Origin of the sequence: Halolamina pelagica, from assembly GCF_001307315.1 — an archaeon.
In the GTDB taxonomy this organism is placed as follows: domain Archaea; phylum Halobacteriota; class Halobacteria; order Halobacteriales; family Haloferacaceae; genus Halolamina; species Halolamina pelagica_B.
This window is the reverse complement of the sequence record NZ_LGUC01000001.1, coordinates 1107220-1133562: the sequence shown is the minus strand read 5'-3', so window position 1 is coordinate 1133562 and position 26343 is coordinate 1107220. Positions and strand designations below refer to the sequence as shown.

Annotated in this window: 27 protein-coding genes, 1 tRNA gene and 5 pseudogenes; 12 read left to right on the top strand and 21 right to left on the bottom strand. The window is 69.2% G+C overall.

What is annotated here, in order from left to right:
- Position 1: 1 nt before the first annotated feature.
- The 6 genes from dnaG to SY89_RS05980 form a co-directional block, all read right to left on the bottom strand.
- The gene (dnaG, locus tag SY89_RS06005; protein WP_054583528.1) at positions 2-1411 is read right to left on the bottom strand and encodes a DNA primase DnaG; all 1410 of its coding nucleotides are present in this window, start codon (positions 1409-1411) and stop codon (positions 2-4) included.
- A gap of 155 nt (positions 1412-1566) precedes the next feature.
- On the bottom strand, positions 1567-1947 hold the full coding sequence (locus SY89_RS06000) for a hypothetical protein (protein WP_054583527.1): 381 nt from the start codon (positions 1945-1947) through the stop codon (positions 1567-1569).
- A gap of 7 nt (positions 1948-1954) precedes the next feature.
- Positions 1955-2953 (bottom strand): ornithine cyclodeaminase family protein, encoded by a 999-nt coding sequence (locus SY89_RS05995; RefSeq protein ID WP_054583526.1) that lies wholly within the window; start codon positions 2951-2953, stop codon positions 1955-1957.
- Positions 2954-3023: 70 nt separating this feature from the next.
- Positions 3024-3254, bottom strand: coding sequence for a hypothetical protein (locus tag SY89_RS05990; RefSeq protein WP_054583525.1), 231 nt, complete (start codon positions 3252-3254; stop codon positions 3024-3026).
- Positions 3255-3464: 210 nt separating this feature from the next.
- A complete protein-coding gene (locus SY89_RS05985; protein WP_054584676.1) occupies positions 3465-3869 on the bottom strand; it encodes a DUF3054 domain-containing protein in 405 nt (134 codons plus the stop codon).
- Positions 3870-3918: 49 nt separating this feature from the next.
- Complete coding sequence (locus tag SY89_RS05980) at positions 3919-4314, bottom strand: class I SAM-dependent methyltransferase (RefSeq protein ID WP_321163893.1); 396 nt, start codon at positions 4312-4314, stop codon at positions 3919-3921.
- A gap of 275 nt (positions 4315-4589) precedes the next feature.
- On the opposite strand from SY89_RS05980, the pseudogene SY89_RS05975 reads away from it, so the two are divergent.
- Together SY89_RS05975 and fen are read left to right on the top strand one after the other, a co-directional pair.
- A pseudogene (locus tag SY89_RS05975) lies at positions 4590-5257 on the top strand (GNAT family N-acetyltransferase).
- A 45-nt stretch (positions 5258-5302) separates the two neighbouring features.
- Positions 5303-6283 (top strand): flap endonuclease-1, encoded by a 981-nt coding sequence (gene fen / locus SY89_RS05970; RefSeq protein ID WP_054583524.1) that lies wholly within the window; start codon positions 5303-5305, stop codon positions 6281-6283.
- A 13-nt stretch (positions 6284-6296) separates the two neighbouring features.
- Here fen and SY89_RS05965 read toward each other — a convergent pair whose 3' ends face one another.
- A complete protein-coding gene (locus SY89_RS05965; RefSeq protein ID WP_189319119.1) occupies positions 6297-6770 on the bottom strand; it encodes a hypothetical protein in 474 nt (157 codons plus the stop codon).
- A gap of 99 nt (positions 6771-6869) precedes the next feature.
- Here SY89_RS05965 and SY89_RS05960 point away from each other — a divergent pair, with 99 nt between their 5' ends.
- From SY89_RS05960 to gatE, 3 genes are all read left to right on the top strand, one after another.
- On the top strand, positions 6870-7142 hold the full coding sequence (locus SY89_RS05960) for a BolA family protein (protein ID WP_054583523.1): 273 nt from the start codon (positions 6870-6872) through the stop codon (positions 7140-7142).
- 66 nt (positions 7143-7208) lie between these two features.
- Positions 7209-8618 (top strand): class II fumarate hydratase, encoded by a 1410-nt coding sequence (locus SY89_RS05955; protein ID WP_054583522.1) that lies wholly within the window; start codon positions 7209-7211, stop codon positions 8616-8618.
- 71 nt (positions 8619-8689) lie between these two features.
- Positions 8690-10564, top strand: a complete 1875-nt coding sequence (gene gatE / locus SY89_RS05950; RefSeq protein WP_054583521.1) for a Glu-tRNA(Gln) amidotransferase subunit GatE — start codon at positions 8690-8692, stop codon at positions 10562-10564.
- A 24-nt stretch (positions 10565-10588) separates the two neighbouring features.
- Here gatE and SY89_RS05945 read toward each other — a convergent pair whose 3' ends face one another.
- On the bottom strand, positions 10589-11074 hold the full coding sequence (locus SY89_RS05945; protein WP_054583520.1) for an Lrp/AsnC family transcriptional regulator: 486 nt from the start codon (positions 11072-11074) through the stop codon (positions 10589-10591).
- 191 nt (positions 11075-11265) lie between these two features.
- Between SY89_RS05945 and SY89_RS05940 the strand changes: the two genes are divergently transcribed.
- A complete protein-coding gene (locus tag SY89_RS05940; protein ID WP_189319118.1) occupies positions 11266-12201 on the top strand; it encodes a DMT family transporter in 936 nt (311 codons plus the stop codon).
- A gap of 5 nt (positions 12202-12206) precedes the next feature.
- Here SY89_RS05940 and SY89_RS05935 read toward each other — a convergent pair.
- The 4 genes and pseudogenes from SY89_RS05935 to SY89_RS05920 all read right to left on the bottom strand — a co-directional run bounded on the left by SY89_RS05935 (position 12207) and on the right by SY89_RS05920 (position 14537).
- Positions 12207-13000, bottom strand: a pseudogene (locus tag SY89_RS05935) (RNA methyltransferase).
- The gene (locus SY89_RS05930; protein WP_054583519.1) at positions 12997-13572 is read right to left on the bottom strand and encodes a hypothetical protein; all 576 of its coding nucleotides are present in this window, start codon (positions 13570-13572) and stop codon (positions 12997-12999) included. The pseudogene SY89_RS05935 and the gene SY89_RS05930 overlap by 4 nt, the downstream one beginning before the upstream one ends.
- A gap of 73 nt (positions 13573-13645) precedes the next feature.
- Positions 13646-14029, bottom strand: coding sequence for a hypothetical protein (locus tag SY89_RS05925; RefSeq protein WP_054583518.1), 384 nt, complete (start codon positions 14027-14029; stop codon positions 13646-13648).
- Positions 14030-14463: 434 nt separating this feature from the next.
- Positions 14464-14537 (bottom strand) — tRNA-Lys (locus tag SY89_RS05920).
- Between the two features lie 98 nt (positions 14538-14635).
- On the opposite strand from SY89_RS05920, the gene SY89_RS05915 reads away from it, so the two are divergent.
- On the top strand, positions 14636-16087 hold the full coding sequence (locus tag SY89_RS05915) for a DHH family phosphoesterase (protein WP_054583517.1): 1452 nt from the start codon (positions 14636-14638) through the stop codon (positions 16085-16087).
- A 160-nt stretch (positions 16088-16247) separates the two neighbouring features.
- Here SY89_RS05915 and SY89_RS05910 read toward each other — a convergent pair whose 3' ends face one another.
- Entirely contained in the window at positions 16248-16538 is a 291-nt protein-coding gene (locus tag SY89_RS05910; RefSeq protein WP_054583516.1) for a PRC-barrel domain-containing protein, read from the bottom strand.
- A gap of 86 nt (positions 16539-16624) precedes the next feature.
- Here SY89_RS05910 and SY89_RS05905 point away from each other — a divergent pair.
- Positions 16625-17370: pseudogene (locus tag SY89_RS05905) on the top strand (proteasome assembly chaperone family protein).
- Here SY89_RS05905 and SY89_RS05900 read toward each other — a convergent pair.
- Positions 17371-18489, bottom strand: a complete 1119-nt coding sequence (locus SY89_RS05900) for a pyridoxal phosphate-dependent aminotransferase (RefSeq protein WP_054583514.1) — start codon at positions 18487-18489, stop codon at positions 17371-17373.
- Positions 18490-18584: 95 nt separating this feature from the next.
- On the opposite strand from SY89_RS05900, the pseudogene SY89_RS05895 reads away from it, so the two are divergent.
- Positions 18585-18896, top strand: a pseudogene (locus tag SY89_RS05895) (nitrate ABC transporter ATP-binding protein); the annotation flags it as partial.
- 1 nt (position 18897) lies between these two features.
- On the opposite strand, the gene SY89_RS17135 reads toward SY89_RS05895, so the two are convergent.
- Complete coding sequence (locus SY89_RS17135) at positions 18898-19050, bottom strand: hypothetical protein (RefSeq protein ID WP_189319116.1); 153 nt, start codon at positions 19048-19050, stop codon at positions 18898-18900.
- A gap of 81 nt (positions 19051-19131) precedes the next feature.
- Between SY89_RS17135 and SY89_RS05890 the strand changes: the two genes are divergently transcribed.
- Positions 19132-20487 (top strand): DEAD/DEAH box helicase family protein, encoded by a 1356-nt coding sequence (locus SY89_RS05890; RefSeq protein ID WP_054583513.1) that lies wholly within the window; start codon positions 19132-19134, stop codon positions 20485-20487.
- Here the strand turns inward: SY89_RS05890 and SY89_RS05885 are convergent.
- Positions 20484-20888 carry a hypothetical protein gene (locus SY89_RS05885; RefSeq protein ID WP_054583512.1) on the bottom strand — a complete coding sequence of 135 codons (405 nt, stop codon included), beginning with the start codon at positions 20886-20888 and terminating at the stop codon, positions 20484-20486. The two genes, SY89_RS05890 and SY89_RS05885, sit on opposite strands and share 4 nt — an antisense overlap.
- A gap of 273 nt (positions 20889-21161) precedes the next feature.
- Between SY89_RS05885 and SY89_RS05880 the strand changes: the two are divergent.
- Positions 21162-22686 (top strand): annotated as a pseudogene (locus SY89_RS05880) (DUF790 family protein).
- Here SY89_RS05880 and SY89_RS05875 read toward each other — a convergent pair.
- Genes SY89_RS05875 through cdd form a run of 5 tightly spaced genes read right to left on the bottom strand, consistent with a single transcriptional unit; the run spans position 22687 to position 25786 of the window.
- Positions 22687-23220 (bottom strand): DUF7122 family protein, encoded by a 534-nt coding sequence (locus SY89_RS05875; RefSeq protein ID WP_054583511.1) that lies wholly within the window; start codon positions 23218-23220, stop codon positions 22687-22689.
- Positions 23217-24155 carry an RsmB/NOP family class I SAM-dependent RNA methyltransferase gene (locus SY89_RS05870; protein WP_054583510.1) on the bottom strand — a complete coding sequence of 313 codons (939 nt, stop codon included), beginning with the start codon at positions 24153-24155 and terminating at the stop codon, positions 23217-23219. Before SY89_RS05870 ends, SY89_RS05875 begins: the two co-directional genes overlap by 4 nt.
- Positions 24156-24197: 42 nt before the next feature.
- The gene (locus tag SY89_RS05865) at positions 24198-24695 is read right to left on the bottom strand and encodes a hypothetical protein (RefSeq protein WP_054583509.1); all 498 of its coding nucleotides are present in this window, start codon (positions 24693-24695) and stop codon (positions 24198-24200) included.
- 36 nt (positions 24696-24731) lie between these two features.
- Entirely contained in the window at positions 24732-25316 is a 585-nt protein-coding gene (locus SY89_RS05860) for a GNAT family N-acetyltransferase (RefSeq protein ID WP_054583508.1), read from the bottom strand.
- A 47-nt stretch (positions 25317-25363) separates the two neighbouring features.
- On the bottom strand, positions 25364-25786 hold the full coding sequence (gene cdd / locus SY89_RS05855; protein WP_054583507.1) for a cytidine deaminase: 423 nt from the start codon (positions 25784-25786) through the stop codon (positions 25364-25366).
- A 239-nt stretch (positions 25787-26025) separates the two neighbouring features.
- Here cdd and SY89_RS05850 point away from each other — a divergent pair, with 239 nt between their 5' ends.
- Positions 26026-26256: a UPF0058 family protein gene (locus tag SY89_RS05850; RefSeq protein ID WP_054583506.1), complete on the top strand. Its 231-nt coding sequence runs from the start codon at positions 26026-26028 to the stop codon at positions 26254-26256.
- Positions 26257-26343 lie beyond the last annotated feature (87 nt).

The following is a 26343-nucleotide window of genomic DNA, read 5'->3' as shown; positions in this document are numbered from 1 at the left end:
ATCAGGAGAGGAAACCGTCGACCGGCCGCACGTGCGGGGTCGCGGGCTGTTTGACGAACTCGCCGGTCGTTCTGGCGACCGCGTGCTGTACGTCGCGGTCGGCCGCAGCGTCGAGCGTTCGCTGGTCGAGTTCCCCGTCGAGCACCAGCGCGTAGGCCCCCTCGCTCTCGTCGACGGTCTCGTAGGCCGTGTCGGCGGGCGCCTCCGTCAGCGGCTCCCACTCCTCGTCGAGCAGCCGAACCGTGCCGGCGTTCTCGCCGACGACCGCCCGAACGTGGTCGGTCAACGTCGACGCCGCCGCGGCGTCCGGGGCGTCGGGACGCCCCTCGACCTGGTCGACGAGCGACGGTTGGGCCATCGCCCCCGACCCGCCGTCCGCTTGCGATCCACCGTCCGTCGCCGACGCGGCCGACCCGTCGCCGGAGCGACTGTCCGACGAAGCCCCGGCGTCGGCGTCAGCCGAGCGTTCGGCGGCAGCCGGCTGGGCCGACTCCTCACGGGGCGTCGGTGTCTCGCCGTCGACGGCGGGCGAGGCCGCCGTGGTCCCGGGGCGTGAGCCCCCGGTCGCGACCTCGCGGGCGGACTCGGGGTCGCCCGCCTGCCGGGCGCGTTCGTACACCTCGTACGGCGTTTTCTCCCGGAGCGCCGCGAGCAGTTCGCCGCGCTGGAGCTCCTCGACCGACTCGCCCTCGGGCGCGAACGCGACGAAGTCCACGTCGCCGACCTGGCCGAGCTCCCGGAGGATGAGCTGGCCGCCGCGGTCGCCGTCGAGGAAGGCGGTGGTCGTTCGGGCTTCGGTGAGTTCGGCGACGGCGTCGGGGACGTTCGTCCCCTCGACGGCGACGGCGTTTTTCACGCCGAACTCGAGCAGTCGGGCCACGTCCGCCCGCCCCTCGACGACGACGATGGCGTCGCCGTCTTCGACGTTGGGGCCGGCGGGGTAGCCCTCGTACTCGTTCATCTCGCCGGCGCGGACTGACTCCCTGACTTCCTCGTGGAGTTCGTCGCTCGTGAGAACCGTCTCCTGGAAGGAGTTCGCGAGCAGTTCCTTGGCGCGTTGGACGACGATACGGCGCTTTGCGGCGCGGACGTCCTCGATGTTCGTCACTTCGAGGCGGGCCTGACAGGGGCCGACTCTGGAGATCGTCTCCAGTGACGCCGCGAGGATCGCGGTCTCGACTTTGTCGAGCGAGGAGGCGATGGTCACGTCGCCGAAGGACTGGCCGCCCTCGGTTTCGACGCTCACGTCGATGCGGCCGACCTTCGAGGAGTCCTGCAGGTCCCGCAGGTCCATCTCGTCGCCGAGTAGTCCCTCGGTCTGGCCGAACACCGCGCCGACGACGTCGCTCCGCTCGATCACACCGTCCGCCGATAGTTTCGCGTGGATGAGGTATTTGGCTGTGTCTTGCATGATGAGTGCCCGATCCGGGCTGAATGGTGATGTGTGGCGGTCGCTCCGCTCGTTCGAAACGAGGCGATACGGTGGGTTATACCTGTCGTCGGACGCGTTCCGCCGGTGATTTTCGCGGCCACGAGCGGCGGCTGTGCCGCCGCGAGCGACGCCGGCTACGGCGCCACTGTCGCCTCACCGAACAGCGGGATTGAGAGCAGATACAGCACCACCGCACCCGCGCCAGCGAGGATCGCCCGGTTTCTGGCACGCTTCCCCCCGTTACCCCGGAGAACGACCGCGCCGGTGAGCACGAGCAGCGACACCTGCACGAGGCTCTCGACGTGGCTCACTGTCAGCCCGAACGAGCCGCGCAGGACGCCGACAGTCAGCACGAGCGAGGCGAGTGTCAGCGCCGCGCCAGCGGCCACCGCGCGGTCGGCGCCCGACGCTTCCCGCATCGACGCCGTCAGGCCCACGTTACAGAGCGTCCGGAGGCCGACGACGAGGGCGAGCAACCCTGGCGAGGTCCAGGTGGGGAAGAGCCAGTCGAACACGGGGGTGTTACTCCCCAGTCAGTGCCTGACTCGCCGGCGAGAAGTCGATCGTCTCGCCCAGCCCGTCGTCGACCGCCTTCTCGTACAGCAGGTACGCGCCGGCGACCGTCTCGATCCCGGTGCCGCCGGAGTCGAACACCGTGATCTCCTCGTCGTCGGTTCGGCCCTCGGCCTCGCCGGCGACCACCTCGCCGAGTTCGGCGTGGATGTGGTCCTCGTCCACGACGCCCGCCTCCAGCGCGTGGATGAACGAGCCGGCGTCCTGGGTCGCCCGGGCGCGGAGGTCCGGGACGTACGTCGATCGCTCGATGCTCCGGGCGTCGAGTTCGCGCTTGTCGGGGTCGTACTGCCCCATCGCGGTGACGTGGGTGCCGGGCTCGAGGTCGTCGCCGTCGAACACCGGCTCCGACGCCGTCGTCGCCGTGATCACCACGTCGGCGTCCTCGATCGCCGCCGCGGAGGAGGCGACGGCGGCGACGGAGGCGTCGAGGCGTTCGTTCATCTCGCCGGCGAAGCTCTCGCGGGACTCCTTGGTCGGGGAGTACACCCAGACCGTCTCGAGATCGCGCACCGCGGCGGTACAGCGCAGCTGCCCCCGCGCCTGGGCACCGGAGCCGATGACGGCGACGCTGTCCGCGTCCTCGCGGGCGAGCGCGTCGACGCCGACCGCGCCGGTCGCCCCCGTCTTGAACGGGTTCATCGACGCGCCGTCGAGCAGCGCCAGCGGCTCGCCGGAGTCGGCGTCGAACAGCGGCGTCGCGAACCACGCGTCGCGCTCGGCGAAGCCGGCGCTGTACATGTAGCCACCCATCGCGCCCGTGTCGGGCAGGATCGCCCCGTACGTGGTCAGCATTCCCGGCGGCGCCTCGCGCCCGAGTTTGGTCCGTGGTTCGGCAGCGGCGCCCTCGCCGCGCTGGCGATACCCCTCGCGGACGGCGTCGACGAACTCCGCCGGGGTCGCGAGGCCGTCGAGCTCGTCACTCCGCAGGAACAGCGTTTCGGTCATACACGAACCGTGGGTGGCAAGCGTCTAAAGCGTACTTGCCGACCCAGTCGCGGACTGGCGCCGTCGGCGGTCAGTCGGCGTTCGACGCCGACGACTCCGAGCGGGCGGGCCCGTCGGGCGCCTGGTAGCCGTCGGGCACTGGGCTCCTGACGAACAAGGCGTGGGCGACTACGATCGTCGACGCCCCAGCCCCGAGGAACAGGGCGCCGCGCAACGGTATCCCGAACAGGGAGAGCGCTGCCGTCACTCCGATCAACACTCCCGGAATCAGGGCCAGAACGTAGTCGTAGTAGCCGATCATACCTCGATAGGATCTTTGCCAGCATCGATATTAACTGTTACTCCGGTCGTCGAGATAGCCAGCGCCGTGGCCACTAGTGGCCTTTTGGGAACGCTTGAGGAACCGCCACCGTGAATTCTCGTAACTTATGGTGGCAGGTGATGCGACGTCGACTGGCGCGGGGCCATCGGCGAAACAAGCCCAACGCAAGAACCGTCAGTGCTGCGCCGCCTACCGGAGTTTGAACGCGACCCAGCGCCAGCCGCCGAGGGCGACACCGCCCGTGACCAGCATCACGCCGAAGAAGATCAGCAGCCCCTGGTCGAGGCTGGTCTGGAGCAGTCCGCGGAGGAGCACGCCGATAGCCGCCGCCGGCACCCAGGAGCGCAGCGCCAGCGGCACTGCGGCCTTCGCCGACTCGGCGGCGCCGGCGGAGTAGGCGCCGATCGGGATGCTCACGACGGCCCAGCCGACGAGGAACGGCGCCGCGGTCTCCAGCAGCGCCACCGGCCCCGTGAGCGTGTTGTGTCCGAACTCCATACCTATCGCGATCACGGCGACGATCGCGATCACGTCGCCGACCGCCAGCGGCGCGGCCGACCGGTCGACCCGCTTCGAGAGGAACGACTCGCTCATGGCCCCGGCTTTCCCCTCCTCCGTACTGACTCCTTCGTTCCCGTTCCGATCAGTCCGCGGGCGGAACACGACCGACGGCCGTGTACACGGGTCCGCGGTCGAGCACGCGCGCCCCCAGTCCCGCCCGCGTGAGGGCCTGCGTCGCCGCGTCGGCGGAAACGAGCGTCGAGTCCATCCCGAACATCGCTTCGCCGAGAGCGATTCCGCGGCCGACCACCGTCGTCGGGTCGAAATCGCGGATCACCACGACGCCGCCGGGCGCGACGACGCGGCTAGCCTCCCGGACCGCCGCTTCGCGGTCGGGGAGGTGGTGGTAGGCGTCGACGACGACCGCCGCGTCGACGGCGTCGTCACGGAGCGGCAGCCGGCCCGCGTCCGCGCGGACGGTCGGGAGCCCGCGGTCGCGTGCCCGGGCGAGCATCCCCGCGGACACGTCCGCGACCACGGGCTCGTAGTCCGGGGGAGCGCCGCCGCGACGCGACCGGTGCCGCCGGCGAGGTCAAGCACGCGCTCGACCGGGCGGTCCGCAAACTCGAACGCCTCGACCGCCCAGTCGGTCCCCGAGGGCGGCATGAACACGTCGTACAGCCGCGCGACGCGGTCGAAGAACCGCACGTCGCCGCGGCCCAGCCAGCCAGTCATTGCCGGAGGTTGGTCACCCGGCGAAATCAACCCTCGGACGAGCGAACGCTGATAAGCATCCAGCCGTGAGAGTCGGGCATGGAGTTCGCGCTGCTGGGCTGGCCGGAGGCGGGGCCGAGGCTCCGACTGGACTTCCGGGAGTTCAGCTATGCGGGAAAGTTCGTCATGAGCAACACGGGGAAAGCCGTCGCCCGCGACCCCGGCGGCCCGCGTGCTGCGCCGCCGCGCATCGACGCCGACGTGGCGCGTCCCGACCCGGGCAGCGAGGACGACCCCTTCGAACGTGACGTGGTCGCCGCCGCCGCGTTCAACGAGGACCGCACCGATCCGGGGTGCTGTGGATCCGCTACATCACCACCCGTCACGACCGCCGCGGCGAGGGCATCGGCGCCCGACTCGCCGCGTTCGTCGCCGAGCACGCCGCCGAACAGGGATACCGGCGCTGCCGGATCGCGGTCAACAACCCCTTCGCGTACCACGCGCTGTACAAGGCAGGGTTCGTGTTCACCGGCCGGGAGACCGGGCTCGCGGAGTTGGTGCTCGAACGACCCGGCCAGCGCGACGCCGCAACCTACCAGTGCGGGCTGGACACGTTCCGAACCGACGAGGACCGCGACCTGAGCGACGACGAACGCGCGTTCCTCGACCGCCACGAGGGCGACGGGGCACCCGACCTCGTCGGGGCGCCGCGTGACGGCGCCGACGGGGCTCGCGGCGGCGGCACCACCGATCTGCCGGAGCCCTGATCGGCGAACCTCCACCTTCAAGCCCGCCCGTCGGCTACGCGCTCTATGGGCAACGCGGATCTCCGCGACGTGGCCGCGATCGAGGACGTCTCCTTCGACTCGCTCGCCGGCAGCGTCGTCGCCGTCGACGCGCACAACTGGCTCTACCGCTACCTCACGACGACGGTGAAGTTCACCGCCGACTCCGTGTACACGACCGGCTCGGGCGAGGAGGTCGCGAACCTCGTCGGCGTCGTCCAGGGGCTGCCGAAGTTCTTCGAACACGACGTGACGCCGGTGTTCGTGTTCGACGGCGGCGTCACCGACCTCAAGAGCGACGAGGTCGAGCGCCGCCGCGAGCAGCGCGAGAAGGCAGAGGAGCGCCGGCAGGAGGCCGAGGAGGCGGGCGACGGCGTCGAGGCCGCGCGGCTCGACGCCCGCACCCAGCGCCTGACCGACACGATCCACGAGACCACCCGGGGGCTGTTCGACCGGCTGGACGTGCCGTACATCGAGGCGCCGGCCGAGGGCGAGGCCCAGTGCGCCCACATGGCCGCCCGGGGCGACGTGGACTACGCCGGCAGCGAGGACTACGACACGATGGTGTTCGGCGCGCCGCGGACGCTGCGCCAGCTCACCTCGAAGGGCGAGCCGGAGCTGATGGACCTCCAGAAGACGCTCGACAAACACGAGATCAGCTACGAACAGCTCGTCGACGTGGCGCTGCTGATGGGGACTGACTTCAACGACGGCGTCAGCGGCTACGGCCCCAAGACCGCGGTGAAAGCCGTGAAGGAACACGGCGACATCTGGGGCGTGATGGAGGCCGACGACGTGTACGTCGAGAACGCCGACCGGATCCGGGAGCTGTTCTTCGACCCGCCGGTCACCGACGAGTACGAGGTGGATCTGGACGTGGACCCCGACATCGACGCCGCCCGCGCGTACGTCGTCGACGAGTGGGAGGTCGACGCCGACGAGGTCGAACGCGGCTTCGAGCGGATCGAGGAGTCGCTCGTCCAGACCGGGCTCGACGACTGGACGTAGCTCCCGTCCACCCTCACTCCTCGGACGCCACGAACGAGACCGACAGCGCCGCGGCCGGCCGCGCCGCCCGGTGGGCGTACGCGACGGCGGCGTCGATACCGTCGGGTCGGCGCACGACCTCGAAACAGTCGATCCGGGCGACGAGGCGGCCGTCGTCGACCGTGCCGCGCAGCACCGGCCCCGTGGAGGTGAGCACGACGTACGGCGGCGCGGCCACGGGCGTCGCCGGGAGGGCGTAGCCCGCGGCGTCGACGGCGCCGGCGAGCGTCTCGGGGAGCGTCTCCAGCACGCCCGCGTCGTCGAGCGTCGTGTGCAGTTCCGCCACCAGTGCCTCCCGGTCGGCAGTCGCCGGGCGGCCGTCCGCGAGCCGGGGCCAGTCCCCCGCCACCGCGTCGGCGGCGGCGAGCACGGCGTCGATACTGTCGGCCGCCTCGTCGAGCAGGTGGGCTCGCGCGGCGGCTGCGGGATCGTCGACGGACACGCCCACGGGTCGACGGCCTGCCGGCTTGAGTGTGGCCTTCGGCGGCGAGCACGCACGCCTGTATCCACCGACCTGTTTTTCCCCGTCGCCCCCGGGAAGTGGGGTATGGACAGCGACGAACTCGAAGCCATCATCGAGGCCGAGATTCCCGACGCCGAGGCGACAGTGAGCCTCCCGCGTGCACACCACGACCGGAACCACCAGGATGCACACTTCGCGGCAGTCGTCGTCTCCCCCGCGTTCGAGGGCGAGACGCTGGTCGCCCAGCACCAGATGGTGTACGACGCCGTCGGCGAGGCGATGACCGACAGCGTCCACGCCCTGGAGATCGAGACGTTCACGCCCGAGGAGTACGCCGAGCGGCAGGACGAGGCGTAGCAAGCGACGGCGGCGGCCCACGCCGACACCGGAGGGTTTTACGCTGTACCGGCCGACCCAACGCGCATGAGCGAGGACTACCGAACTGAAGAGGACAGCCTCGGCGAAGTGCAGGTGCCCGCAGACGCCTACTGGGGCGCCCAGACCCAGCGTGCGGTGGAGAACTTCCCCATCTCGGACGTCGTGTTCGGCCGGCGGTTCGTCCGCGCCCTCGGCGTGGTGAAGAAGGCCGCCGCACAGGCCAACCGTGAGCTGGGCCACCTCGACGACGACACCGCCGAGGCGATCGTCGCCGCCGCCGACGAGGTCATCGCCGGCGAGCACGACGACCAGTTCCCCGTCGACGTGTTCCAGACCGGATCGGGCACCTCCTCGAACATGAACGCCAACGAAGTGATCGCCAACCGCGCCGCCGAGATCGCCGGCGCGGAGGTCGGCGAGCGCGTCGTCCACCCCAACGACGACGTGAATTTCGGGCAGTCCTCCAACGACGTGATCCCGACGGCGATGCACGTCGCCGCGCTGGAGGCCGTCGAGAAGGACCTTCGCCCCGCGCTGGCGACGCTCCGGGACGAACTCGAAGCGAAGGAGGCCGAGTTCGACGGCGTCGTCAAAACGGGCCGCACGCACCTCCAGGACGCGACGCCGGTCCGTCTCGGCCAGGAGTTCGGCGGCTACCGCACGCAGGTCGAGAAGGGGATCGACCGACTGGAGAGCGTCCGCCCGCGCCTCGCGGAGCTGGCTCTCGGCGGGACGGCAGTCGGGACCGGGCTCAACACCGACCCCGAGTTCCCCGAACTCGCCGCCGAGTACATGAGCGAGGAGACGGGCCTGAACTTCCGCGAAGCGGACGACCACTTCGAGGCGCAGGCGGCCCACGACGCCATGAGCGAGGCCCACGGCGCGCTGCGGGTGATCGCCGGGAGCCTGAACAAGATCGCCAACGACCTCCGCCTGCTCGCCTCCGGCCCGCGCAACGGCCTCGGCGAGATCGAGCAGCCCGAGAACCAGCCCGGCAGTTCGATCATGCCCGGCAAGATCAACCCCGTCGTCGCCGAGGCGGTGAACCAGGTCCACAAACAGGTCGTCGGCAACGACGCCGCCGTCTCCGCGGGCGCCGCGGAGGGCCAGATCGACCTGAACCTCTACAAGCCGGTGATCGCGCACAACTTCCTCGAGTCCGCCCAACTGCTCGCGAACAGTTCGACGACGTTCGCCGAGAAGTTCGTGGCGAAGCTCGAAGCCAACGAGGCACACTGCGAGGCCCAGGTCGAGCGCTCGATGGCGCTGGCGACGGCGCTCAACCCCGCGATCGGCTACGACAAGGCGTCGAAGGTGGCGAAGAAAGCGCTCGCGGAAGGGAAGTCCGTGAAGGAGGTCGCCGTGGCTGAGGGCTACCTGACCGAGGCAGAGGCCGAGGAGGTTCTGAACCCCGAGAAGATGACCCACCGCGGGATCCTCGGCGACGAGGACTGAGGGGACTCGCCGAGCGGGCTGACCGCCCGCGACTGCGACCATTTTTACCCCCACCGCCCCCCACGTCGAGTATGAGCGACGACGCCCGCGACTACGAGGAGCTCGGCCTCGTGGCCGGCCTCGAGATCCACCAACAGCTCGACACCGAGACCAAGCTGTTCTGCGAGTCGCCCACCGAACTCCGCGAACCGGAGGAGGCGACCCACACGATCACCCGCGAACTCCACCCGACCCGAAGCGAGCTCGGCGAGCTCGACGAGGCGGCGATGGAGGAGAGCCGCGTCGACCGCACGTTCGAGTACCTCGCCTACGACACCACCTGCCTGGTCGAGGAGGACGACGAGCCGCCCGCCCGCATCGACGAAGAAGCCCTGGAGGTCGCGATGAGCATCGCCGACCTGCTCGACGCCGACGTGGTCGATCAGGCCCACGTGATGCGCAAGCTGGTGATCGACGGCTCGAACACCTCCGGCTTCCAGCGCTCGACGCTGTTGGCCCAGAACGGCGAGATCGAGACCGACGAGGGGAGCGTCGGCATCGTTGACGTGATGCTCGAGGAGGAGTCCGCCCAGCGCGTCGAGGAGACCGACGAAGGAGTCCGCTACTCCCTGGACCGTCTCGGCATCCCGCTGGTCGAGATCGGCACCGCGCCCGACATCAGTTCGCCGAAACAGGCCCACGAAGCCGCCGAACACATCGGGATGCTGCTGCGCTCGACCGGCTCGGTCAAGCGCGGGCTCGGCACGATCCGGCAGGACGTGAACGTCTCGATCGAGGAGGGCGCCCGTGTCGAGATCAAGGGCGTCCAGGCGCTGGGCGACATCCGCGACATCGTCGCCAACGAGGTCGACCGGCAGGTCGAACTGCTCGCGATCCGCGACGAACTCGACGCCCGCGACGCCGCCGTCGGCGATGTCGTCGACGTGAGCGAGACGTTCGCCGACACCGAATCCGGCGTGATCCGCGGCGCGCTCGACGCCGGCGGCGAGGTGCAGGCCGTCCCGCTGTACGGCTTCGACGGGCTCGTCGGCCGGGAGATCCAGCCGGATCGCCGACTCGGCACCGAACTCTCCGATCACGCCAAGCGCGCCGGCGCGGGTGGCATCTTCCACACCGACGAACTGCCGGCCTACGGCGTGACCGAGGACGAAGTCGCGGCGCTGCGCGAGACCGTCGACGCCGGCGAGGACGACGCGGTGGCTATCGTCGCCGCGGGCGCGGACGTGGCCGAACAGGCGATCGAAGCCGCCGCCGACCGCGCCCGGACCGCCATCGAGGGCGTGCCCGAGGAGACCCGCGGCGCCAACGACGACGGCACCACGCGCTACCTCCGACCGCTCCCCGGCGCGGCGCGGATGTACCCCGAGACCGACGTGCCGCCGGTGGAGCCCGACCCCAGCGAGATCGAGACGCCCGAACTCCTCACGGAGCGCGTCGAGCGCTACGCCGACGAACTCGGGCTGGACGAGGGGCTCGCCGAGCAGGTCGCCTTCGGCCGCCGGATGGTGCTGTTCGAGGAGGCCGTCGAGGCGGGCGTGGACCCGACGTTCGCCGCCTCGACGCTCGAGTCGACGCTGACCGAGCTCAGCCGCGACGGCGTCGACGTGGACGCGATCCGGGAGGACGCGCTGCTCGAAGCGCTCCTGCTCGTCGAGGACGGCGACCTGCCGAAGGAGGGCGTCAACCCCGTGCTGACGGCGCTCGCCGAGACCCCCGAACTCACGGCCGAGGAGGCGATGGAGGAGGCAGGCGTCGGCGGTGTGAGCGAAGCCGAAGTGCGCGAGGCGGTTCAGGAGGTCGTCGAGCGCAACGCCGAGCAGGTCGAAGCGGAGGGGATGGGCGCGTTCTCCGGGCTCATGGGCGAGTGCATGGGCGCGCTGCGCGGGCAGGCCGGCGGCGACCTCGTGAGCGAGGTGCTGCGCGAGGAGATCCAGAAGCGGGCCTGAACAGGCGGTTCTCGGTTCTCTCGACTACTCGTCGGCGAGCATCCCGACCAGCGTGTCGAGCGAGTAGCTCTCCAGCGGTCGCTGGCCGTCCCGGAGGGACTTGATCACGAACGTCGAGTCGGTGCGGTCGACCTCCTCGATGTCTTCGAACGCGCGGATCAGTCGCTCCACGTCGTCGCTGTCGGGGAGCCGGGCGACGACGACGAAGTCCGTCTCCCCCATCGTGAAGTACGCCTCCGTCACCCCCTCGACGCCGAGCAGCCGCTCGCTGAGCTGTTCGTGGGAGCCGCTGTAGTCCGCCAGCACCTCGATCACGACCGTCACGCCCAGCCCCAGTGCGTCGAGGTCCAGGTCGTAGAGCTCGTTCTCGATCACGCCGGCCTCCCGGAGGTTGTTCAACCGGTAGTGGATCGTCGAGACGGGGATCTCCGTCTCCTCGTGCAGTCGCTCCGGGCTGCCGGTGCCGAGATCGGAGATCGCCTTCAGCAGGCGCACGTCGCGTTCGTCCATACCGGTCGTTCGAGACCTCGAACCAAAGGGATTGTGGTGAAGTGAGTGCTCTCACTAATTCTTCCCCAATTTCCCGAAACAGATTCAAAAAATCGCCATACCGGGAGAGACAAGCATAAGTACACCTCTCGATTCGTTCTAAACACGAAATGAGTTCGATTCGCTGGAGTCGCGGCCAACTTCTGGCCGCTGTGTTGTTCGTTTCCCTCGCGTGGATCTGGGGCGGCTCGTTCGTCGCCATCGAACTGGGGCTGGGGTCGGTGCCGCCGCTGTGGTTCGCCGGCCTGCGCTACCTGCTGGCCGGCGCAGTCATCTCGGCGGTCGCCGCCGCGAGCGGACGGTTCCGTCCACGGGACCGCGCCGAGTGGCTCGCGATCGCCGTCGTCAGTACCTTCGTCGTCGCCGGCTACCACGGGCTGTTGTACCTCGGCACCGCCTCGATCTCGGGGTCGGTCTCCTCGGTGATCGTCAGCCTCTCGCCGGTGTTGACGACCGTCGCCGCCGGCATGCTGCTGGCCGAGGAGACGCCGGACGTCGTCGACGGGCTCGGGCTGCTGTTCGGGCTCGCCGGCGTCGTCGTCATCGCGGACCCGAGCGGCGGCGACGTGCCGCTGTCGGGCGTCGTGCTGGTGTTCGTCGGCGTCGCACTGTTCGCCAGCGGCTCGGTCGGCCTGCGAACGCTGGACGTGGGGCTGCCGCCGGCGGCGCTGCAGGGGTGGGCGATGCTGCTCGGCTCCACGGTACTCGTCGGCGCCGCGGTGATCCGCGGGGAGTCGTTCCCGGCCGGTGTCGCAAGCGGCGCGTCGGCGCTCCCCTTCCTCTATCTCGTGTTCGGCGCCGCCGTGGTGGGCTACCTGCTCTACTTCGAGCTGCTCTCCCGAGTCGGCCCGGTCCGGGTGAACCTCGTGGCCTACCTCGAGCCGGTGACGGCGGCGATGGTGGCATGGGCCGTCCTCGGCCGCGCGCCGACGGCCACGACCGCGACGGGGTTCCTGCTCGTCGCCTGTGGGTTCGTGTTAGCGACCGTCGACGACCCGCTGGCACGACTGGGGATCCGTGACTCCGAGGAGATCGTCCACAGCGACCTTTCGGAGAACGGGAGCGTCGAGGTCCACTACGCCGACTGACGCCGTCAGCGCCGCAGTTCGTCTTCTTCGTCGAGCTCGTCGAGCAGTTCCTTCCGCTCGTCGAGCTGGTCGGTCGCCCGCCGCAGCACGCCGAGTAGCGTCGTGATCTCGCGATCGGTCGGGTTCGCCCGGCCGACGAGCCGACGGAACATGCGTTCGGTCTTCTCGTGTTTGTGCTCGCGGTGGCCCATCGCCGTCAAGAACTCGCCCCAGTAGTCGTGGAAGCGCTCGACTTTCTCGGGGGAGCCCGGTGGGGCTCGGTGTCGGGCAGCTGGGTGTCCTCGAGGGTGAGCGTTCGGAGTTCGTACAGCGTCACGGTCGCCGCCTGCCCGAGGTTCATCACGGGGTAGGCCTCGCTCGCGGGGATGGCGGCGACCTGATCCAGCCGGCTCAGCTCCTCGTTCGAGAGCCCCTTGTCCTCGCGCCCGAACACGAGCGCGATCGGCGCGTCGACGCCCCGGAGCTCCTCGACGAGGTCCGCGGGCGTGCTGTAGGGGAACCGGACGTGCTTCCGGCTGTCCTCGCCCGTGATCGCCGTGAAGCCGACGGTGTGGTAGTTCGCACAGAGGTCGTCGAAGTCGATCTCCTCGGCGCCGGGAAGCACGTCCTCGCGGGCGTGGCCCGCAAAGCCGTACGCCTCCCCGTCGGGTTCGATCGCCGGCGGGTCGATCAGCAGCAGCTCCTCGAGGCCGAAGTTCTTCATCGCTCGCGCGATGGTGCCGACGTTGCCCGGGGTCTGGGCGTCGACGATGCAGACCGAGATGTCCGGGCCGGCGTCGGCCGGTCGCTCCTCGCTCATCCGCTGGGGTACTCGGTGTCCAGATCGAGATCGGCCACGTCGAGGTCCTCCTCGCCCTCCTCATCACCGTCTGGCGCTCGCAGGTCGTAGCGCTTCTCCTCGAACTCGACGGACTGCTCGAGTCGGCGCTGGGCCTCCTCCGGCGTCGGGAGGTCCGGCAGTTCGTCCGGCGCCTCCTCGACGTGTTCGTCGGGGCCGTACCCGTCAGGGGCCCGGTTGCCGGCGGCGAACCACTCGTGGAACTCGTCGCGGAACTGCTCCTCGCCGGCGAGTTCGCTCCCCCCTTCCTCGCGGAACCAGTAGAGGAAGTCGCCCTCGTGCTCGTCACAGAGCAGGACCTCGTCGCCGGGCTCGCCGTAGACGATGGCGGCGGGGTTCGCGCGTCGCTTCTCTTCCTCACCGTGCTTGAGGTAGCAGGCGTCACAGGGCTGGTCCATCAACAGGCCCAGCCGCAGCAGCCGGTTCCGGCTGTCGTCGGGCATGTCGTCCAGCGGCGCCCACTCCCCGTCGTCGGTGAACACCTCGTCCTCGTCGAACCGCCAGCCGCGAAGGCCGACGCTCACTTTCGCCATTACCGGTAATTCCGGCTACGCGGGCAAAAAGGGCGCGCTCCCGGGGCGCCAGGGTCGCTCCCGGCGACGGCCATCACTCGTTTACTCGTTCCCGGAGGTCGTCGAGTTCGGCCTGCAGGGTATCGATCGCCTCGATGCTGTCCTGGCGGGCCTCCTCCCCCATCTGTTCGACCCGCTCTCGGAGCGTCGCGACTGTGTCTTCGAGGTCGTCGAGGGCGTCGTTCGCCTCCTGACGGACCTCCTCGCCCGACTCCTGCGAGTCGGCGACTGCGGCGTCGAGTTGCTCCTCGGTCTGGGACCGTATCGTCTCCAGTCGGTCGTCGAGTTCCTCCAGCGACTCCTCGACGGTCGTCCGGAGCTCCTCGCTGAGCTGCTGAGAGGCGTCGATGGCTTCGTTGATCTCCTCGCGGACACGGTCGATCCCCCGGTCGAGTCGTTCGAACACGTCGGTGCTCATAACGTCTGAATAGACGTTCAAGCACGGCATTAACGTTGTGCAACATATCACCGACTGGGAAACACAGGTGGTTGCTGCTCGGAGCGGACGGACGGCGTTCTGGACTGCCGGAACGTTGCTCCCGCTGGTCGCTCGTTCCGTCGTACGAATCCTTCCGCGACGCTCTCGGGTTCTCACGTTCTCCGAAAGGCGAGAAGCGGGCCGGAAGGGGAATTGAACCACGGTCACTCCGCTTCGCTCCGTTCCCTGCTTCGAATCCCTTCGTGGCGTTTTCACTGCTTACTTCGTTCGCAGGAAAACGGGCCGGAAGGGATTTGAACCACGTCGAGACTCGCTTCGCTCGTCTCGCCTCGTTCAAATCCTTCCGGCGATCGTGCCACACGCGACGCGGCGCCTCGCTATCACTCGGCGCGTTGCGTCGCGGAAAATGTCAGCGGGCCGGAAGGGATTTGAACCCTCGACCGACGGATTAAGAGTCCGTCGCTCTCCCTAACTGAGCTACCGGCCCTCACAACCACATCCCGGCGGGCCGATAAAGAGCGTTTCCTTTTCGGGTCGAACCGAACGGTGGCCCTTAAGTGTCGTCCCGCGGAAATCCCGATACTCATGAGCACCGGGGTCAGCATCTCCTCGATGTCGTCGTACGCCATTCTCGGCTGCGGGAGCGTGGGCCACGCGGTCGCCGAGTCGCTCGACGCCGAGGGGAAGGACGTCCTCATCCTCGACAAGGACGAGGACCGCGTCGAGGCACTGCGGGATCAGGACCTCAATGCGGTGGTACAGGACATCGCTACCCCCGGTGTCGTCGACGCCGTCGCCGACCGGGACGTGCTGCTGATCCTCGCCTCCGACGTGGAGGCGAACAAAGCCGCCGTCGAGTCGATCCGGGAACGGGACGAGGACCAGTTCATCGTCGTCCGCGCCTCCGACCCCGTCAGCGGCGACGAACTCCGGGAGCTCGGCGCCGACGTGGTGATCAACCCCTCCGAGGTGATCGCCAACTCCGCGCTCCGAACCCTGGAGTCCGGCGAGATGGAGTACAAGGCGCGCCAGCTGGCCGAGATCCTGCGCAACGCCGACGGTGAGCTCGCGATCCTGACTCACCACAGCCCGGACCCGGACTCGATCGCCAGCGCGGTGGCGCTGCGGGCCATCGCCGAGAGCTACGACGTCGACGCCGACATCCTCTACGACGGCGACATCGGCCACCAAGAGAACCGCGCGTTCGTCAATCTGCTCGGGATCGAACTCACCGAGCGCGACGAGGCGCCCGCGCTCTCCTCCTACGGCGCGCTGGCGCTGGTCGACCACATGAAGAGCGGGGAACTGGACATCGACGCCCCGATCGACGTGTTCATCGACCACTACGAACCCGACGAGGACGTCGACGCTTCGTTCGTTGACGTGCGCCCGAACATCTCCGCCACGTCGACGATCCTAACGAAGTACATGCAGGAGTTCGACATCTCCCCCAGCGAGGCGGTTGCGACCGCGCTCCTGTACGGGATCCGGGCGGAGACCCTCGACTTCAAGCGGGACACGACGCCCGCCGACCTCACCGCCGCCGCCTACCTCTACCCCTTCGCGGACCACGAGACGCTGGAACAGGTCGAGTCGCCGTCGATGTCGCCGGAGACGCTCGACGTGCTCGCCGAAGCGATCCAGAACCGCGACGTGCAGGGGAGTCATCTGGTCTCTAACGCGGGGTTCATCCGGGATCGCGACGCGCTCACGCAGGCGGCCTCCCACCTGCTGAACCTGGAAGGCATCACCACCACCGCGGTGTTCGGGATCGCCGAGGACACCATCTACCTCTCGGCACGCTCGAAGGACATCCGGCTCAACATCGGCAAAGTGCTGCACGACGCCTTCGGCGAGATCGGCGAAGCCGCGGGCCACTCGACGCAGGCGAGCGTCGAGATCCCGCTCGGCGTCTTCGGCGGTATCGAGACAACCGAGGAGAACCGCGATACGCTACTCACGCTCGCCGAGGAAGCGGTTCGCCGGAAGCTGTTCGAGGCGATGGGCGTGGAAGGCGAGACGGGGAACGGGTCCTAAAACTGCGCCCTGTCGAAACGGCCCACTGGGGAGTGAACTGACGACGCGGCGACGGTGAGCGGCGGTAGTACAGCGTCGGTCACCGCGACGGTACAGCGACGACGCGGAAGCAATCAGCCGCGACGATATATCCTTTCAGTATCGCTACGCCGCAGAAGAGCTACGCGAGGGGCTCTTCGGCTTCCTCGGGGCCCTTGAGCCGCTCGATGATGTCGTTGATCAGGACCACGTCACCGACAGCGCGGACCCAGCGGTACGGGATCATCACGCCCTTCCCGCGTTCGATGTTGCCCTGGAACAGTTCGGTGTTCAGATCCGCGAGCGCCAGCCCCGTCACCTGCTCGGCGCCGAGGTCGAGTCGGACGTCCTCGACTTCGCCGACGAAGACCCCGTTGTTGGAGTAGACCTCCCGACCCACGAGCGCGGTGATCTCTTGGGAATCCACGTTCATACCCGGGCCGATGAACCGGCGGACAATAATACTTCGCTGTCCCCATCGCCACAACGCACTTGCTCGCGGCGCCCGACTGTGCAGCCATGGTCGAAATCCGCGTGACCGACGACTCGGTCGATCCGACGGGCGCGACGCTGATCGAGGGGATGCCTGGCGTCGGCCTGGTCGGCAAAATCGCGACTGATCACGTCATCAAGAGCCGGGGGCTGACGGAGTTCGCCAGCGTCCGTGGCGACGGCGTCCCCCGGTGACGGTGTTCGACGAGGCCGAACGCGATGTCAACACCCCCATCCGACTCTACATCGACGACGACGAGGAGCTGATCGCGCTCCGCAGCGACGTGCCGGTCCACGTGATGGACGCGCCGCTGTTCGCCGAGCACCTCACCGAGTGGATCGTCGACCACGAGGTGCTCCCCATCTACCTCGGTGGGGTACCCGCCGAACGCGGCGCCGACGAGGTGCCGTCGATCGAGGGGATCGGCGTCGGCGACGGGCAGGCCCGGCTTGACGAGGCCGCGGTAGCACCGCCCGACAGCGGCGGGATGATCTCCGGGCCGCCGGGCGCGCTGCTCTCGGAAGCCGCCGCCGAGGGCGTCGACGCCGTCGGACTGATGGTCGGCACCGACCCGCGGTTCCCGGACCCACAGGGTGCCCACGCGCTGATCAAGCAGGGGATCAACCCCGTCGCCGGCGCCGGGATCGAGACGGAGCGACTGCTCGAACAGGCCGAGGAGATCATGGAGCGCCGCAAAGAACTGGCAAAGCAGATGCGGCAGGCTGACCGCCACGAGTCCTCGCAGGTGTCCCGGACCGGGATGTACCAGTAGTCAGCGGACCGCCTCGTACGCCGCCTCCATGATCGCGAGCGCCTCCTCGAGTTCCTCGGTGCTCGTCGCGTAGGAGATGCGTGCGTACCCCTCGCCGGCGTCGCCGAACGCCTCGCCCGGCACGATGACGACCCCGCGGGCGATACACTCGTCGACGAACCCCTCGGGGACTTCCGGCATCACGTAGAACGCGCCCTCCGGCGTGGGCACGTCGAGGCCGATCTCCCGCAGGCCGTCGACGACCAGGTCACGCCGCTGTTCGAACGTGTCGACCATCTCCTCGACCACGTCCTGTGGCCCCGAGAGCGCGGCGGCGGCGGCGTACTGTGCCGGCGCCGACGCGCACGCCTGGACGTACTGGTGGACGCGCAGCATGCGCTCGACGCGCTCGGGGGCGGCCGCGACCCAGCCCAGCCGCCAGCCGGTCATCGAGTACGTCTTCGAGCAGGCGTCGACGACGACAGTCTGCTCGGGCGCGAACTCCGCGGGCGATCGGTGGTCGCCCTCGAAGACGATCCGACCGTACACCTCGTCGGAGAGACAGAGCAGGTCGTGTTCCCGGGCGATCCGGGCGAACTCCTTCACGTCCGCGGCGGGCGAGACCGCGCCGGTGGGGTTGCCGGGACTGTTGACGACGAAGGCCGCGGTGTCCTCGGTGATCGCGGCCTCGATGGCGGCGGGGTCGATGGTGAGATCGTCCCGAACGGGCACCGGCACCGGCTCGGCGCCGGTCAGCTTCGTCAGGGCGTCGTAGGCGACGAACCCTGGGTCCGGGATGATCACTTCGTCACCCGGGCCGACGTGGGCCTCCAGCGCGATGTGCAGCGCCTCGCTCCCGCCGGCGGTGGCGATCACCTGCTCGGGGTCGTAGTCGAGGCCGAGATCGCGCTCGTGCTTGTCGACGATCCCCTCGCGGAGTTCCGGGATTCCCTTGTTCCCGGTGTAGGCGTCGGCCTTGCCGGCCTCGATGGCGTCGACGGCACCCTGGCGAGCGTGTTCGGGCGTCGGGAAGTCCGGCTGGCCGAGGCCGAGGTTGATCGCGTCCTCGCCCGCGGCTTCGAACACTTCGCGGATCCCGGAGATGCTGATACGCTCCACGCGGTCTGAGAACTGGGGCATACCCCCGACGTTGGCCGGCACCGCGTTAATGGTTCCCTCTCCGGTGCGGGCGCGGAAGCAGCAGAAACTGCTGGTTCCTCCGACGCGAGCGCCGGGGCGTCCGCGCACTCGCGGTCGATCCCGAAACCCGGTTGATGGACGAGCCCTCCGGCAGCGTCGACGCCCGGACATGCTCGATGCTACACGAGGAACGACTGTCAGTCTGGGAAGAGACGGGCAAAACAGTGCTGTTCGTCACGCACGATGTGGACGAGGCCGTGACGCTGGCCGATCGGATCGTCGTGATGGCCCCCAGCCCCAGCCGAGTGCAGGAGATCGTCGATGTGGACCTCGATCGCCCACGGGAACGGACGGAGGAGGCATTCGCCGAGCACGTCGAGTACGTGCGCGGCCGCATCAGCGAGTAATCTACTCCTCGACCGATTCGCGCAGCGTCTCGATCCGCGTCTCCAGCTGGGAGAGCGCCACGTCGGCGTTCATGTAGCCCTGGTCGTACTCGCTGTACACCTTGTCGGCGGCGTCGAGGAACGCCGCGACGGCGTCCTCGGGTTCCTCGCTCATGAACCCCGATAACCCCCGCGAGCGGGTAAGCTGTTCGGGATGCCCCGAAATCCACAAACGCCGCGCCGGCCAAACCGGGGTATGACGCTCACGCTCCGGTTCGAAGACGGCACGGTCAGGGTCGTGAGCGACGGCGGCGGGGCGTCGACGCTCGCCGACGACTGCGGGTTCCTCGAGCGCGACGACAGAAGCGGCGGGTACCGCACGCCGGCGTACCGCTACGCGGACCTCCTGAAAGCGCTCGACGGCCGCGGGGTCGCGTATCGCGACCGCGTGCTCGACACCGATGCGCTCGAGCTCTCGACGCGCTACCAGCTCCGAGAGTACCAGCAGGAGGCGCTGGACGCGTGGCGCGACGCCGGGGACCGCGGCGTCGTCGAACTCCCCACGGGCGCGGGGAAGACCGTGCTCGCCATCGCCGCGATAGCGAAGCTGGGTGTTCCGACGCTGGTGGTCGTCCCGACGATCGATCTGTTGGAGCAATGGCGCCGCGAACTCGAGGCGGAGTTCGACGTGCCGATCGGCCAGTTCGGCGGCGGCGAGCAAAGCCGGGAAGCGATCACCGTCGCCACTTACGACTCGGCGTACCTGAAAGCCGACGACGTGGGCGGGGAGTTCGGGTTCGTCGTGTTCGACGAAGTCCACCACCTCGGCGGCGAGGGGTACCGCGAGATCGCGCGGCTGCTTGCGGCGCCCGCGCGGCTCGGCCTGACTGCGACGTTCGAGCGCGCCGACGGCGCCCACGAGGCGGTCGTCGATCTCGTCGGGGCGCGAGTGTACAGCCTCGATCCCGACGACCTCGCCGGTCAACACCTCGCAGAGTACGAGATCCGCCGGGTCGAGGTCGGCCTGACGGACGAGGAGCGCGCGGCCTACGACACCGCTCAGGAGACGTTCGTCGACTACCTCAAGCGGTCGGGCATCTCGATGAACCGCGGCAGCGACTATCAGGAGCTCGTGAAGCGGTCGGGACGCGATCCCGACGCGCGGGAAGCGCTCCTGGCCAAACAGCGAGCCCGACGGATCGTCCGCGAGGCCGATCGAAAAGTCGCGGAGCTCGGCGGGCTGCTGGACCGGCACCGCGGCGACCGGGTGATCGTGTTCACCGCGAGTACGGACCTGGTGTATCGGCTCTCCGAGCGCTACCTCCTACCGGCGGTCACCAACGAGACCGGCGCCGCCGAGCGCCGAGAGGTCCTCGAGCGCTTCCGCTCGGGCGAGTACTCCCGAGTCGTCACCGCGAACGTACTCGATGAAGGCGTCGACGTGCCGGATGCCAACGTCGCGGTCCTCCTAGCCGGCTCGGGAAGCGAGCGGGAGTTCACGCAGCGGCTGGGGCGGATCCTCCGACCGAACGAGGACGGCTCGCGGGCGCTGCTGTACGAGCTCGTCAGCGAGGAGACGGCCGAGGAGCGGGTTGCCGAGCGCCGCCGCTAGAGCTGATCGTCCCAGCCGTAGGAGAGCCCGCCGCCGCTCGTCCACGCCTCGTAGGTAATGTCGAAGGACAGTTCGACCTCGGCCTCGACGCCGGCGTCGAGAGAGACCTCCCGGCTGGTCTCGTACTCGGTCGTCCCGTCGTCAGTTTCGACCGTCGCTTTCGCGACGAGCTGATCGCTGCGCGTTCCCGACGCGGTGTTCTCGACCGTGACCACGAGGACGAGCGCCCCGTCCCCGCCCTCGCGTGGCACGGCGTCGACGATCCGGAGACTGCGTGTGTCCTGAACCGGCTCGCCATCCTCCGGCGTCGTCGGCGGGTTACGCGGCCCGGAGCCGTCGCTAGCGCTCACACAACCCCCGAGCCCGACCGCAGTCAGCGAGAGGAACTGCCGTCGCTGCACGCTCACGTCTGTGGCGGGGGAGACAATCAGCGTTCCCCTGTGGGAACGGACGCCGCGACCGCGACGACCGGCCGAGGGGCGTCGACGACAGGGGGGGTCTCCCGGTAGCGTGCGAACAGGCGGCGGTATCGCTACCGCGGGGGTCGCCGCGCTCCCGCCTCGGCCACCCCGCGGCCGGACTCAGCGAATGGGCGTGCTGGTCCCGGCTCCCTACTTGAACTCGGGGACACACTGCTCCGGCGGGGTTTTACGCCCGCCCGGTCAACTCCGCCCGTGCTGCGGAAGGAACACCTCCGGGTGTCGCGAGCGGGGGGGGTACCACCCCCAGTTCACCGACGAGGGCGACCGCGCGCTGGCGGCGAGCCTCCTCGGGACGTTTCAGGGCCACGTCGGCGAACGCCGGGCGCGGCTACGGGAGGCACTCGAGGAGGCCGAACGGGGGGCCGACTCGTTCAAACTGGTCCGCGGGCTGGCGGCGCTTCTAGAGCGCGACGCGACGTTCGAGACCCGTGCCGAAGTGCCCCCGCGTCGAACCCGCCGGGTCGTGTTCGAGCGCGCGGAGTCGATCGGTGTCGCCAGCGACCGCGAGCGCGCTGACGCCCTCGAAGCGGCAGCGGATCGACTGGGTGTCGACGCCGCCGTCGTCGAGCAGTCGCTGTACGCCGACCGCGAGGAGAATCAGGTGCTGGCGTCGTTCGAGCCGCGCTGGGACCCCGAGACGCTGCTGACGCAGTACGATCTCTCCTTGGCCCAAACCGCGCTGTTCGACGCGACCGAGGTTCGAGTGCGCTCCGCGGACCCCGCAGGGCTCGTCAGTGCGGTGAAGCGACTCGGCCTGATGTACGAGGTCCGGCAGACCGACGAGGGGCGGGCGCTCGTCGTCACCGGCCCGGACTCGCTGTTCCGCGCGACGAGACGCTACGGCAGTTCCTTCGCCCGCCTGCTCCGGTCGGTCGCGAATACCGACGACTGGCGGCTCTCGGCCACCATCGACGACCGCGGCCGCGAGCGGACGATGACGCTGACCGACGCCGACGTGTCCGTGCCTGGCGTCGATCCCGTCGCGGAACCGACGTACGACTCCACGGTTGAGGCGGAGTTCGCGGCTGCCTTCGAGAGTCTCGAGACGGACTGGGAGCTCGTTCGCGAGCCCGAACCCCTGGCGACGGGGAGCCGCGTGATGATCCCCGACTTCGCGTTCGACTACGCGCCCGCCGGCGCCGACGTCGGGTCCGTCGCCGACCGGTTCCGCGTCTACTTCGAGATCATGGGCTTCTGGACGCCGGAGTACGTCGAGAAGAAGCTCTCGCAGTTGGCGACCGTCGAGGACGTGGCGCTCCTGGTCGCCGTCGACGAGTCCCTGGCCGCGAGCGAGGCGATCGAGGCCCGCGACCACCGCGCGATCCCCTACTCCGGATCGGTCCGAGTGAAAGACGTCGTCGACGCGCTCCGGGCGTTCGAGGAGGAGCTGGTCGCCGACGCCGCCGACTCCCTCCCCGACGAGATCGTCCCCGAAGCCGACACTGTGGGGCTGGCCGATCTGGCCGCCGAGTACGGCGTGAGCGTCGACGCCGTCGAAGGGAAATCGTTCCCCGACCACCGACTCGTCGGGCGAACGCTCGTCCGGCCCGCGGTGCTCGACGCCGCAAGGGACGGGATCGACGACGGAATGGCCCTCGCTGAGGCCGAAGCGGTGCTGGCGGAACAGGGGCTCACCGACGCCTCCGCGGCGCTGTCGGCGCTTGGCTACCGCGTCGAGTGGGAAGGGTTGAGCGGCGGAACGGTTCGGGAGAAGTAGCTACTCTAGCACCGCGAGCTCCTCCTGGTAGCCTTTCGGCACCCGGGAGCGGAGTTCGCCGTGGAGGTAGAGGCCGACGCCGATCGGTTCGCGCTCCCCGGCGAGTTCGTGGGCGGCGATCAGGTAGCCCCAGTCGCCGTCCCAGCGGTCGAGCTGCTGGTCGTGGCCGGCCGCAAACGCCGCGGCCTCGGCCGGTTCCAGCTCGATCACGTTCGCGGTCGCCTCGCGACCGAACCGCTTCACGCCGGTCGTAGTGGGCTTCCAGTGCTCCTGGCGGGTCCGGAGGACGGTGATCCCCAGCCCCTCGACCCGTACCGGCGACGGGAGGTCGGCGTTGAACGCCCAGATCTTTCCCGATCCTTTCTCCCAGAACGTGACGTTCTCGAACGTTTCGGGGGCGACGCCGAAGCGCTCCTGCCACCAGTCGACGACCTCCTCGCGGGAGGCACGCCCCTCCACCTCGCGATCGGCGGGCGTGGCGGGCAGCCGGTCGAACTGCTGGCCGTCGTTCCGGGCGAGCTCGGAGTCGGTCATGCGCCCACCACCTCGCCAGCGTCGTCGGCGCCGCCGACCCGCAGTTTCGCGACGAAGAAGCCGCCCGTGTCGTTCTGGTGGGGGTAGACGCGGTGGGCCTTCGCCAGCGACGCGTCGAACTGCTCGTCCTCCCACTCGGTGATCCCCGGCGACGTTTCCAGCGGCGCGTCCCACGGCACCATCTCGGCGTCGGTCTCGGCGAGCACGTGGTCGACGACAGCCTCGTTCTCCTCGGGGGCGAACGTGCAGGTCGAGTAGACGACCTCGCCGCCCGGGCGGGTGAGTTCGATCGCGCGCCGGAGGATCCCCTTCTGGATGCCGACGAGCCCCTCGACGTGCCCCATCGACCACTTCTCCAGCACGTCGGGGTTCTTCCGGCAGGTGCCCTCACACGAGCAGGGAACGTCCGCGACCGCGCCGTCCAGGGCGTCGATCCCCAGCGAGTCGAGCGAGAAGTTCCGCGCGTCGTCGTTGGTCACGACCAGGTTGCTCACCCCGAGTCGCTCCGCGTTGTGCCGCAGCGCCGAGAGCCGGCCGAGGTTGTTGTCGTTGCCGATCAGCACGCCGGAGTCGTCCATCACGTCCGCGAGGTGGCAGGTCTTACTCCCCGGCGCGGCACAGGCGTCCCAGACTCGGTCGCCGGGGTCGGGATCGAGCGCGAGCGCCGGCAGCGCGGACACCTCTTCCTGCCCGTGGAGCCAGCCGTGGACGTACGGCCACGTCGTCCCCGGCGAGCCGTCGGGCAGGCGGAGCAGCCGGTCGTTCCAGTCCACCGACTCGTAGGTGACGCCCTCCTCGTCGAGGGCGCGACGGGTGCGCTCGGGCGTGGCCCGGAGTTCGTTGACCCGAACCACCGAGGGGAGCCGTCGGTCGCAGGCGCCACGGAACGCCTCGGGGTCGTCGACGAGGCGCTCGTAGCGATCGAGCGGGTTCATACCGGGATGGTCGGCCGCGGCGCTTGTCGGTTTCGGAGCGGCCTAACCGCCGACGGCGCCGCCGAGGACCGGTTCGTCGCGGACGAGCCGCCAAAGCGCCGTGCCGAGGCCGACCACCGCGGTGAACACGACGCCAACGACCGCCCCGGCGACGCTAGCGAACCACAGGAAGGCGTGTGTCCCTGCGACGAGGTCGGGGAGTGAGCCGGGCAGCAGCATCCCGAGGACGGTCAGCAGGACCCACGACCCCGCGAACACGCCGGTCGCCACAGCCGCCCGGACGGGCGGGGAGCGATCCGCGAGCGGGCCGAACCGGAGTCGGCCGGTTCCGGCCGGCAGCGCGTAGCCGATCTGGGCGAGCAGCGCGCCGGCAGCCTGGACGAGCATGACGTAGACGACGGCGAACCCCGTCGGGACGCCGTCGCTGTTCGGCGGCGGCTCGGGGATGTTCGCGCCGAAGTAGACGCCGTAGGCGACGATGAGGAGGCCGACACCGACCAGTGAGAAGCGGAGGGCACCGAGGTATCGTTTCAGGGACACGTTCGGCGATCAACTGCCACCGGTATAGGCTTTCCGTCAGTTGCCGGTGTCGTACTTGTACGTCGCCTCGTCGGCGTCGATGCCGAAGTCCTCCGCGGTCTCCTCGGGTTCGGTGGTGTCGGAGCCGCCCTTCTCCGCCGCTTTGAACCGCTGACGGAGCGCCGCGGGCATCTCGAAGGCGTCGGTGTCGACGGCGACGACGGCCACGTCCTCGCCGACGGTTTCGCGCTTCTGTTCGAGGCGGTCCGCGATCACCGGCGGCCGGTCGTCCGGGTCGACCGAATCGAAGCCGAACTGTCGGAGGTAGTCGTCGCTGTCGGTGATCGAGTACACCGTCTCGAACCCTTCGTCGGCCGCGAGGTCGACCAGTCGTTCGACGACGTGGGCGCCGACGCCCTGGCCGCGCCAGCCGTCGACGACGCCGATACCAGTGAGTTCGCAGAACTCGCCCTCGTCGGTCTTGTGGATGCGGTAGCGGCCGAAGCCGGCGCGCTCGTTCGTGCTCTCGTCGACCGCGATCACGTAGTCCCGCGAACGGAAGGCCACGCTGTCGAGCCCCATCTCCTCGATCCGGTCGAGTAACCACGCCTCGTCCCGGTTCCGGGCATCGCGGACGTACATGCCCGATCGTATGACCCCAGGGGGCAAAGGACTGTCGCGCCCGTGGGTTACGCCGCGTCGGGGTCGATACCCAGCATCCCCGGCGTGATCGTGTCGGGGATGAGTTCGCCGAGCGTGTACTCGTTCCACTCGCCGTCGCCGGTGTCGCAGTACACCGGCACGTCGTCGTCGCCGAACTCCGCGAGCGTCTGTCGGCACATCCCACACGGCGTGACGCCGTCCCGCTCCCCGGAGGTGACCGCGACCGCGGTGATCGAGCGGTGACCCGCCCGAACCGCGCTCCCGACCGCGACCTCCTCGGCGTGGAGCGCGTTGCTGTAGTTGGCGTTCTCGACGTTGCAGCCGGTGAACACCTCGCCGTCGGCGGTCAGCACGGCGGCGCCGACCTGATACTCGGAGTAGGGGACGTAGGCGGCGTCGAGGGCCTCGCGAGCCCGCTCGATCAACGCCGCGGCATCGGTAGGCTCCATACGCGTTGCTCCGAGTGCACGGACTTGAAACGACTGGAACGGCTCGTCGGACAGCCGCGTTGGGGCGACTCGCAGGAAGGCATCGCCATCGTTTCCCAGCCGCGGGCGATGGAACTGATTCGTGTCGCCGAGTTTAGCAATTACGGCGATTTCGGCCAATCCAGCCTGTCTACAGCCATTCCGTGTTAACAATACACAAAGTAATCCTATAACCCTCCAGCCGGTAGATGTGCATAGACATGAAGAAGCAGGAGCTCATCCATCTCCACGGCCTTCTCTCGGAAGTACGAGCCGAGTACGAGGGCGCGGAGACTCCGGAACTCGACCTGAGCGACTACCGAGAGTTCGGCGTGCAGCCGACCTCGATTCACCGTTCGAAAACGGACCACAAACGCGCCGTCTTCGAACTCGTTCACGGCCTGACCGACTCTATCGACACCGAGGAGCCGGTCACGCCGACGGCCGACTGATCTGTAGACGCGATCCCGCCGCGATCAACCACCCCCGGAGCGGCAGCACTGGTCAGACAGACGACGCTATGTACGTCACCGTCGCGA

Excerpts from the sequence above, each read along its gene's own strand:
- fen (WP_054583524.1), top strand. The coding sequence starts at position 5,303 with ATGGGCAACGCGGATCTCCGCGACGTGGCCGCGATCGAGGACGTCTCC.
- SY89_RS05930 (WP_054583519.1), bottom strand. The coding sequence starts at position 13,572 with ATGGCGAAAGTGAGCGTCGGCCTTCGCGGCTGGCGGTTCGACGAGGAC.
- SY89_RS17135 (WP_189319116.1), bottom strand. The coding sequence starts at position 19,050 with ATGAGCGAGGAACCCGAGGACGCCGTCGCGGCGTTCCTCGACGCCGCC.
- SY89_RS05925 (WP_054583518.1), bottom strand. The coding sequence starts at position 14,029 with ATGAGCACCGACGTGTTCGAACGACTCGACCGGGGGATCGACCGTGTC.
- SY89_RS05870 (WP_054583510.1), bottom strand. The coding sequence starts at position 24,155 with ATGAACCCGCTCGATCGCTACGAGCGCCTCGTCGACGACCCCGAGGCG.
- SY89_RS05945 (WP_054583520.1), bottom strand. The coding sequence starts at position 11,074 with ATGGACGAACGCGACGTGCGCCTGCTGAAGGCGATCTCCGATCTCGGC.
- SY89_RS05890 (WP_054583513.1), top strand. The coding sequence starts at position 19,132 with ATGACGCTCACGCTCCGGTTCGAAGACGGCACGGTCAGGGTCGTGAGC.
- SY89_RS05960 (WP_054583523.1), top strand. The coding sequence starts at position 6,870 with ATGGACAGCGACGAACTCGAAGCCATCATCGAGGCCGAGATTCCCGAC.
- SY89_RS05850 (WP_054583506.1), top strand. The coding sequence starts at position 26,026 with ATGAAGAAGCAGGAGCTCATCCATCTCCACGGCCTTCTCTCGGAAGTA.
- SY89_RS05955 (WP_054583522.1), top strand. The coding sequence starts at position 7,209 with ATGAGCGAGGACTACCGAACTGAAGAGGACAGCCTCGGCGAAGTGCAG.
- cdd (WP_054583507.1), bottom strand. The coding sequence starts at position 25,786 with ATGGAGCCTACCGATGCCGCGGCGTTGATCGAGCGGGCTCGCGAGGCC.
- gatE (WP_054583521.1), top strand. The coding sequence starts at position 8,690 with ATGAGCGACGACGCCCGCGACTACGAGGAGCTCGGCCTCGTGGCCGGC.
- SY89_RS05995 (WP_054583526.1), bottom strand. The coding sequence starts at position 2,953 with ATGACCGAAACGCTGTTCCTGCGGAGTGACGAGCTCGACGGCCTCGCG.
- SY89_RS05990 (WP_054583525.1), bottom strand. The coding sequence starts at position 3,254 with ATGATCGGCTACTACGACTACGTTCTGGCCCTGATTCCGGGAGTGTTG.
- SY89_RS05910 (WP_054583516.1), bottom strand. The coding sequence starts at position 16,538 with ATGAACGTGGATTCCCAAGAGATCACCGCGCTCGTGGGTCGGGAGGTC.
- SY89_RS05900 (WP_054583514.1), bottom strand. The coding sequence starts at position 18,489 with ATGCCCCAGTTCTCAGACCGCGTGGAGCGTATCAGCATCTCCGGGATC.
- dnaG (WP_054583528.1), bottom strand. The coding sequence starts at position 1,411 with ATGCAAGACACAGCCAAATACCTCATCCACGCGAAACTATCGGCGGAC.
- SY89_RS05875 (WP_054583511.1), bottom strand. The coding sequence starts at position 23,220 with ATGACCGACTCCGAGCTCGCCCGGAACGACGGCCAGCAGTTCGACCGG.
- SY89_RS05915 (WP_054583517.1), top strand. The coding sequence starts at position 14,636 with ATGAGCACCGGGGTCAGCATCTCCTCGATGTCGTCGTACGCCATTCTC.
- SY89_RS05985 (WP_054584676.1), bottom strand. The coding sequence starts at position 3,869 with ATGAGCGAGTCGTTCCTCTCGAAGCGGGTCGACCGGTCGGCCGCGCCG.
- SY89_RS05860 (WP_054583508.1), bottom strand. The coding sequence starts at position 25,316 with ATGTACGTCCGCGATGCCCGGAACCGGGACGAGGCGTGGTTACTCGAC.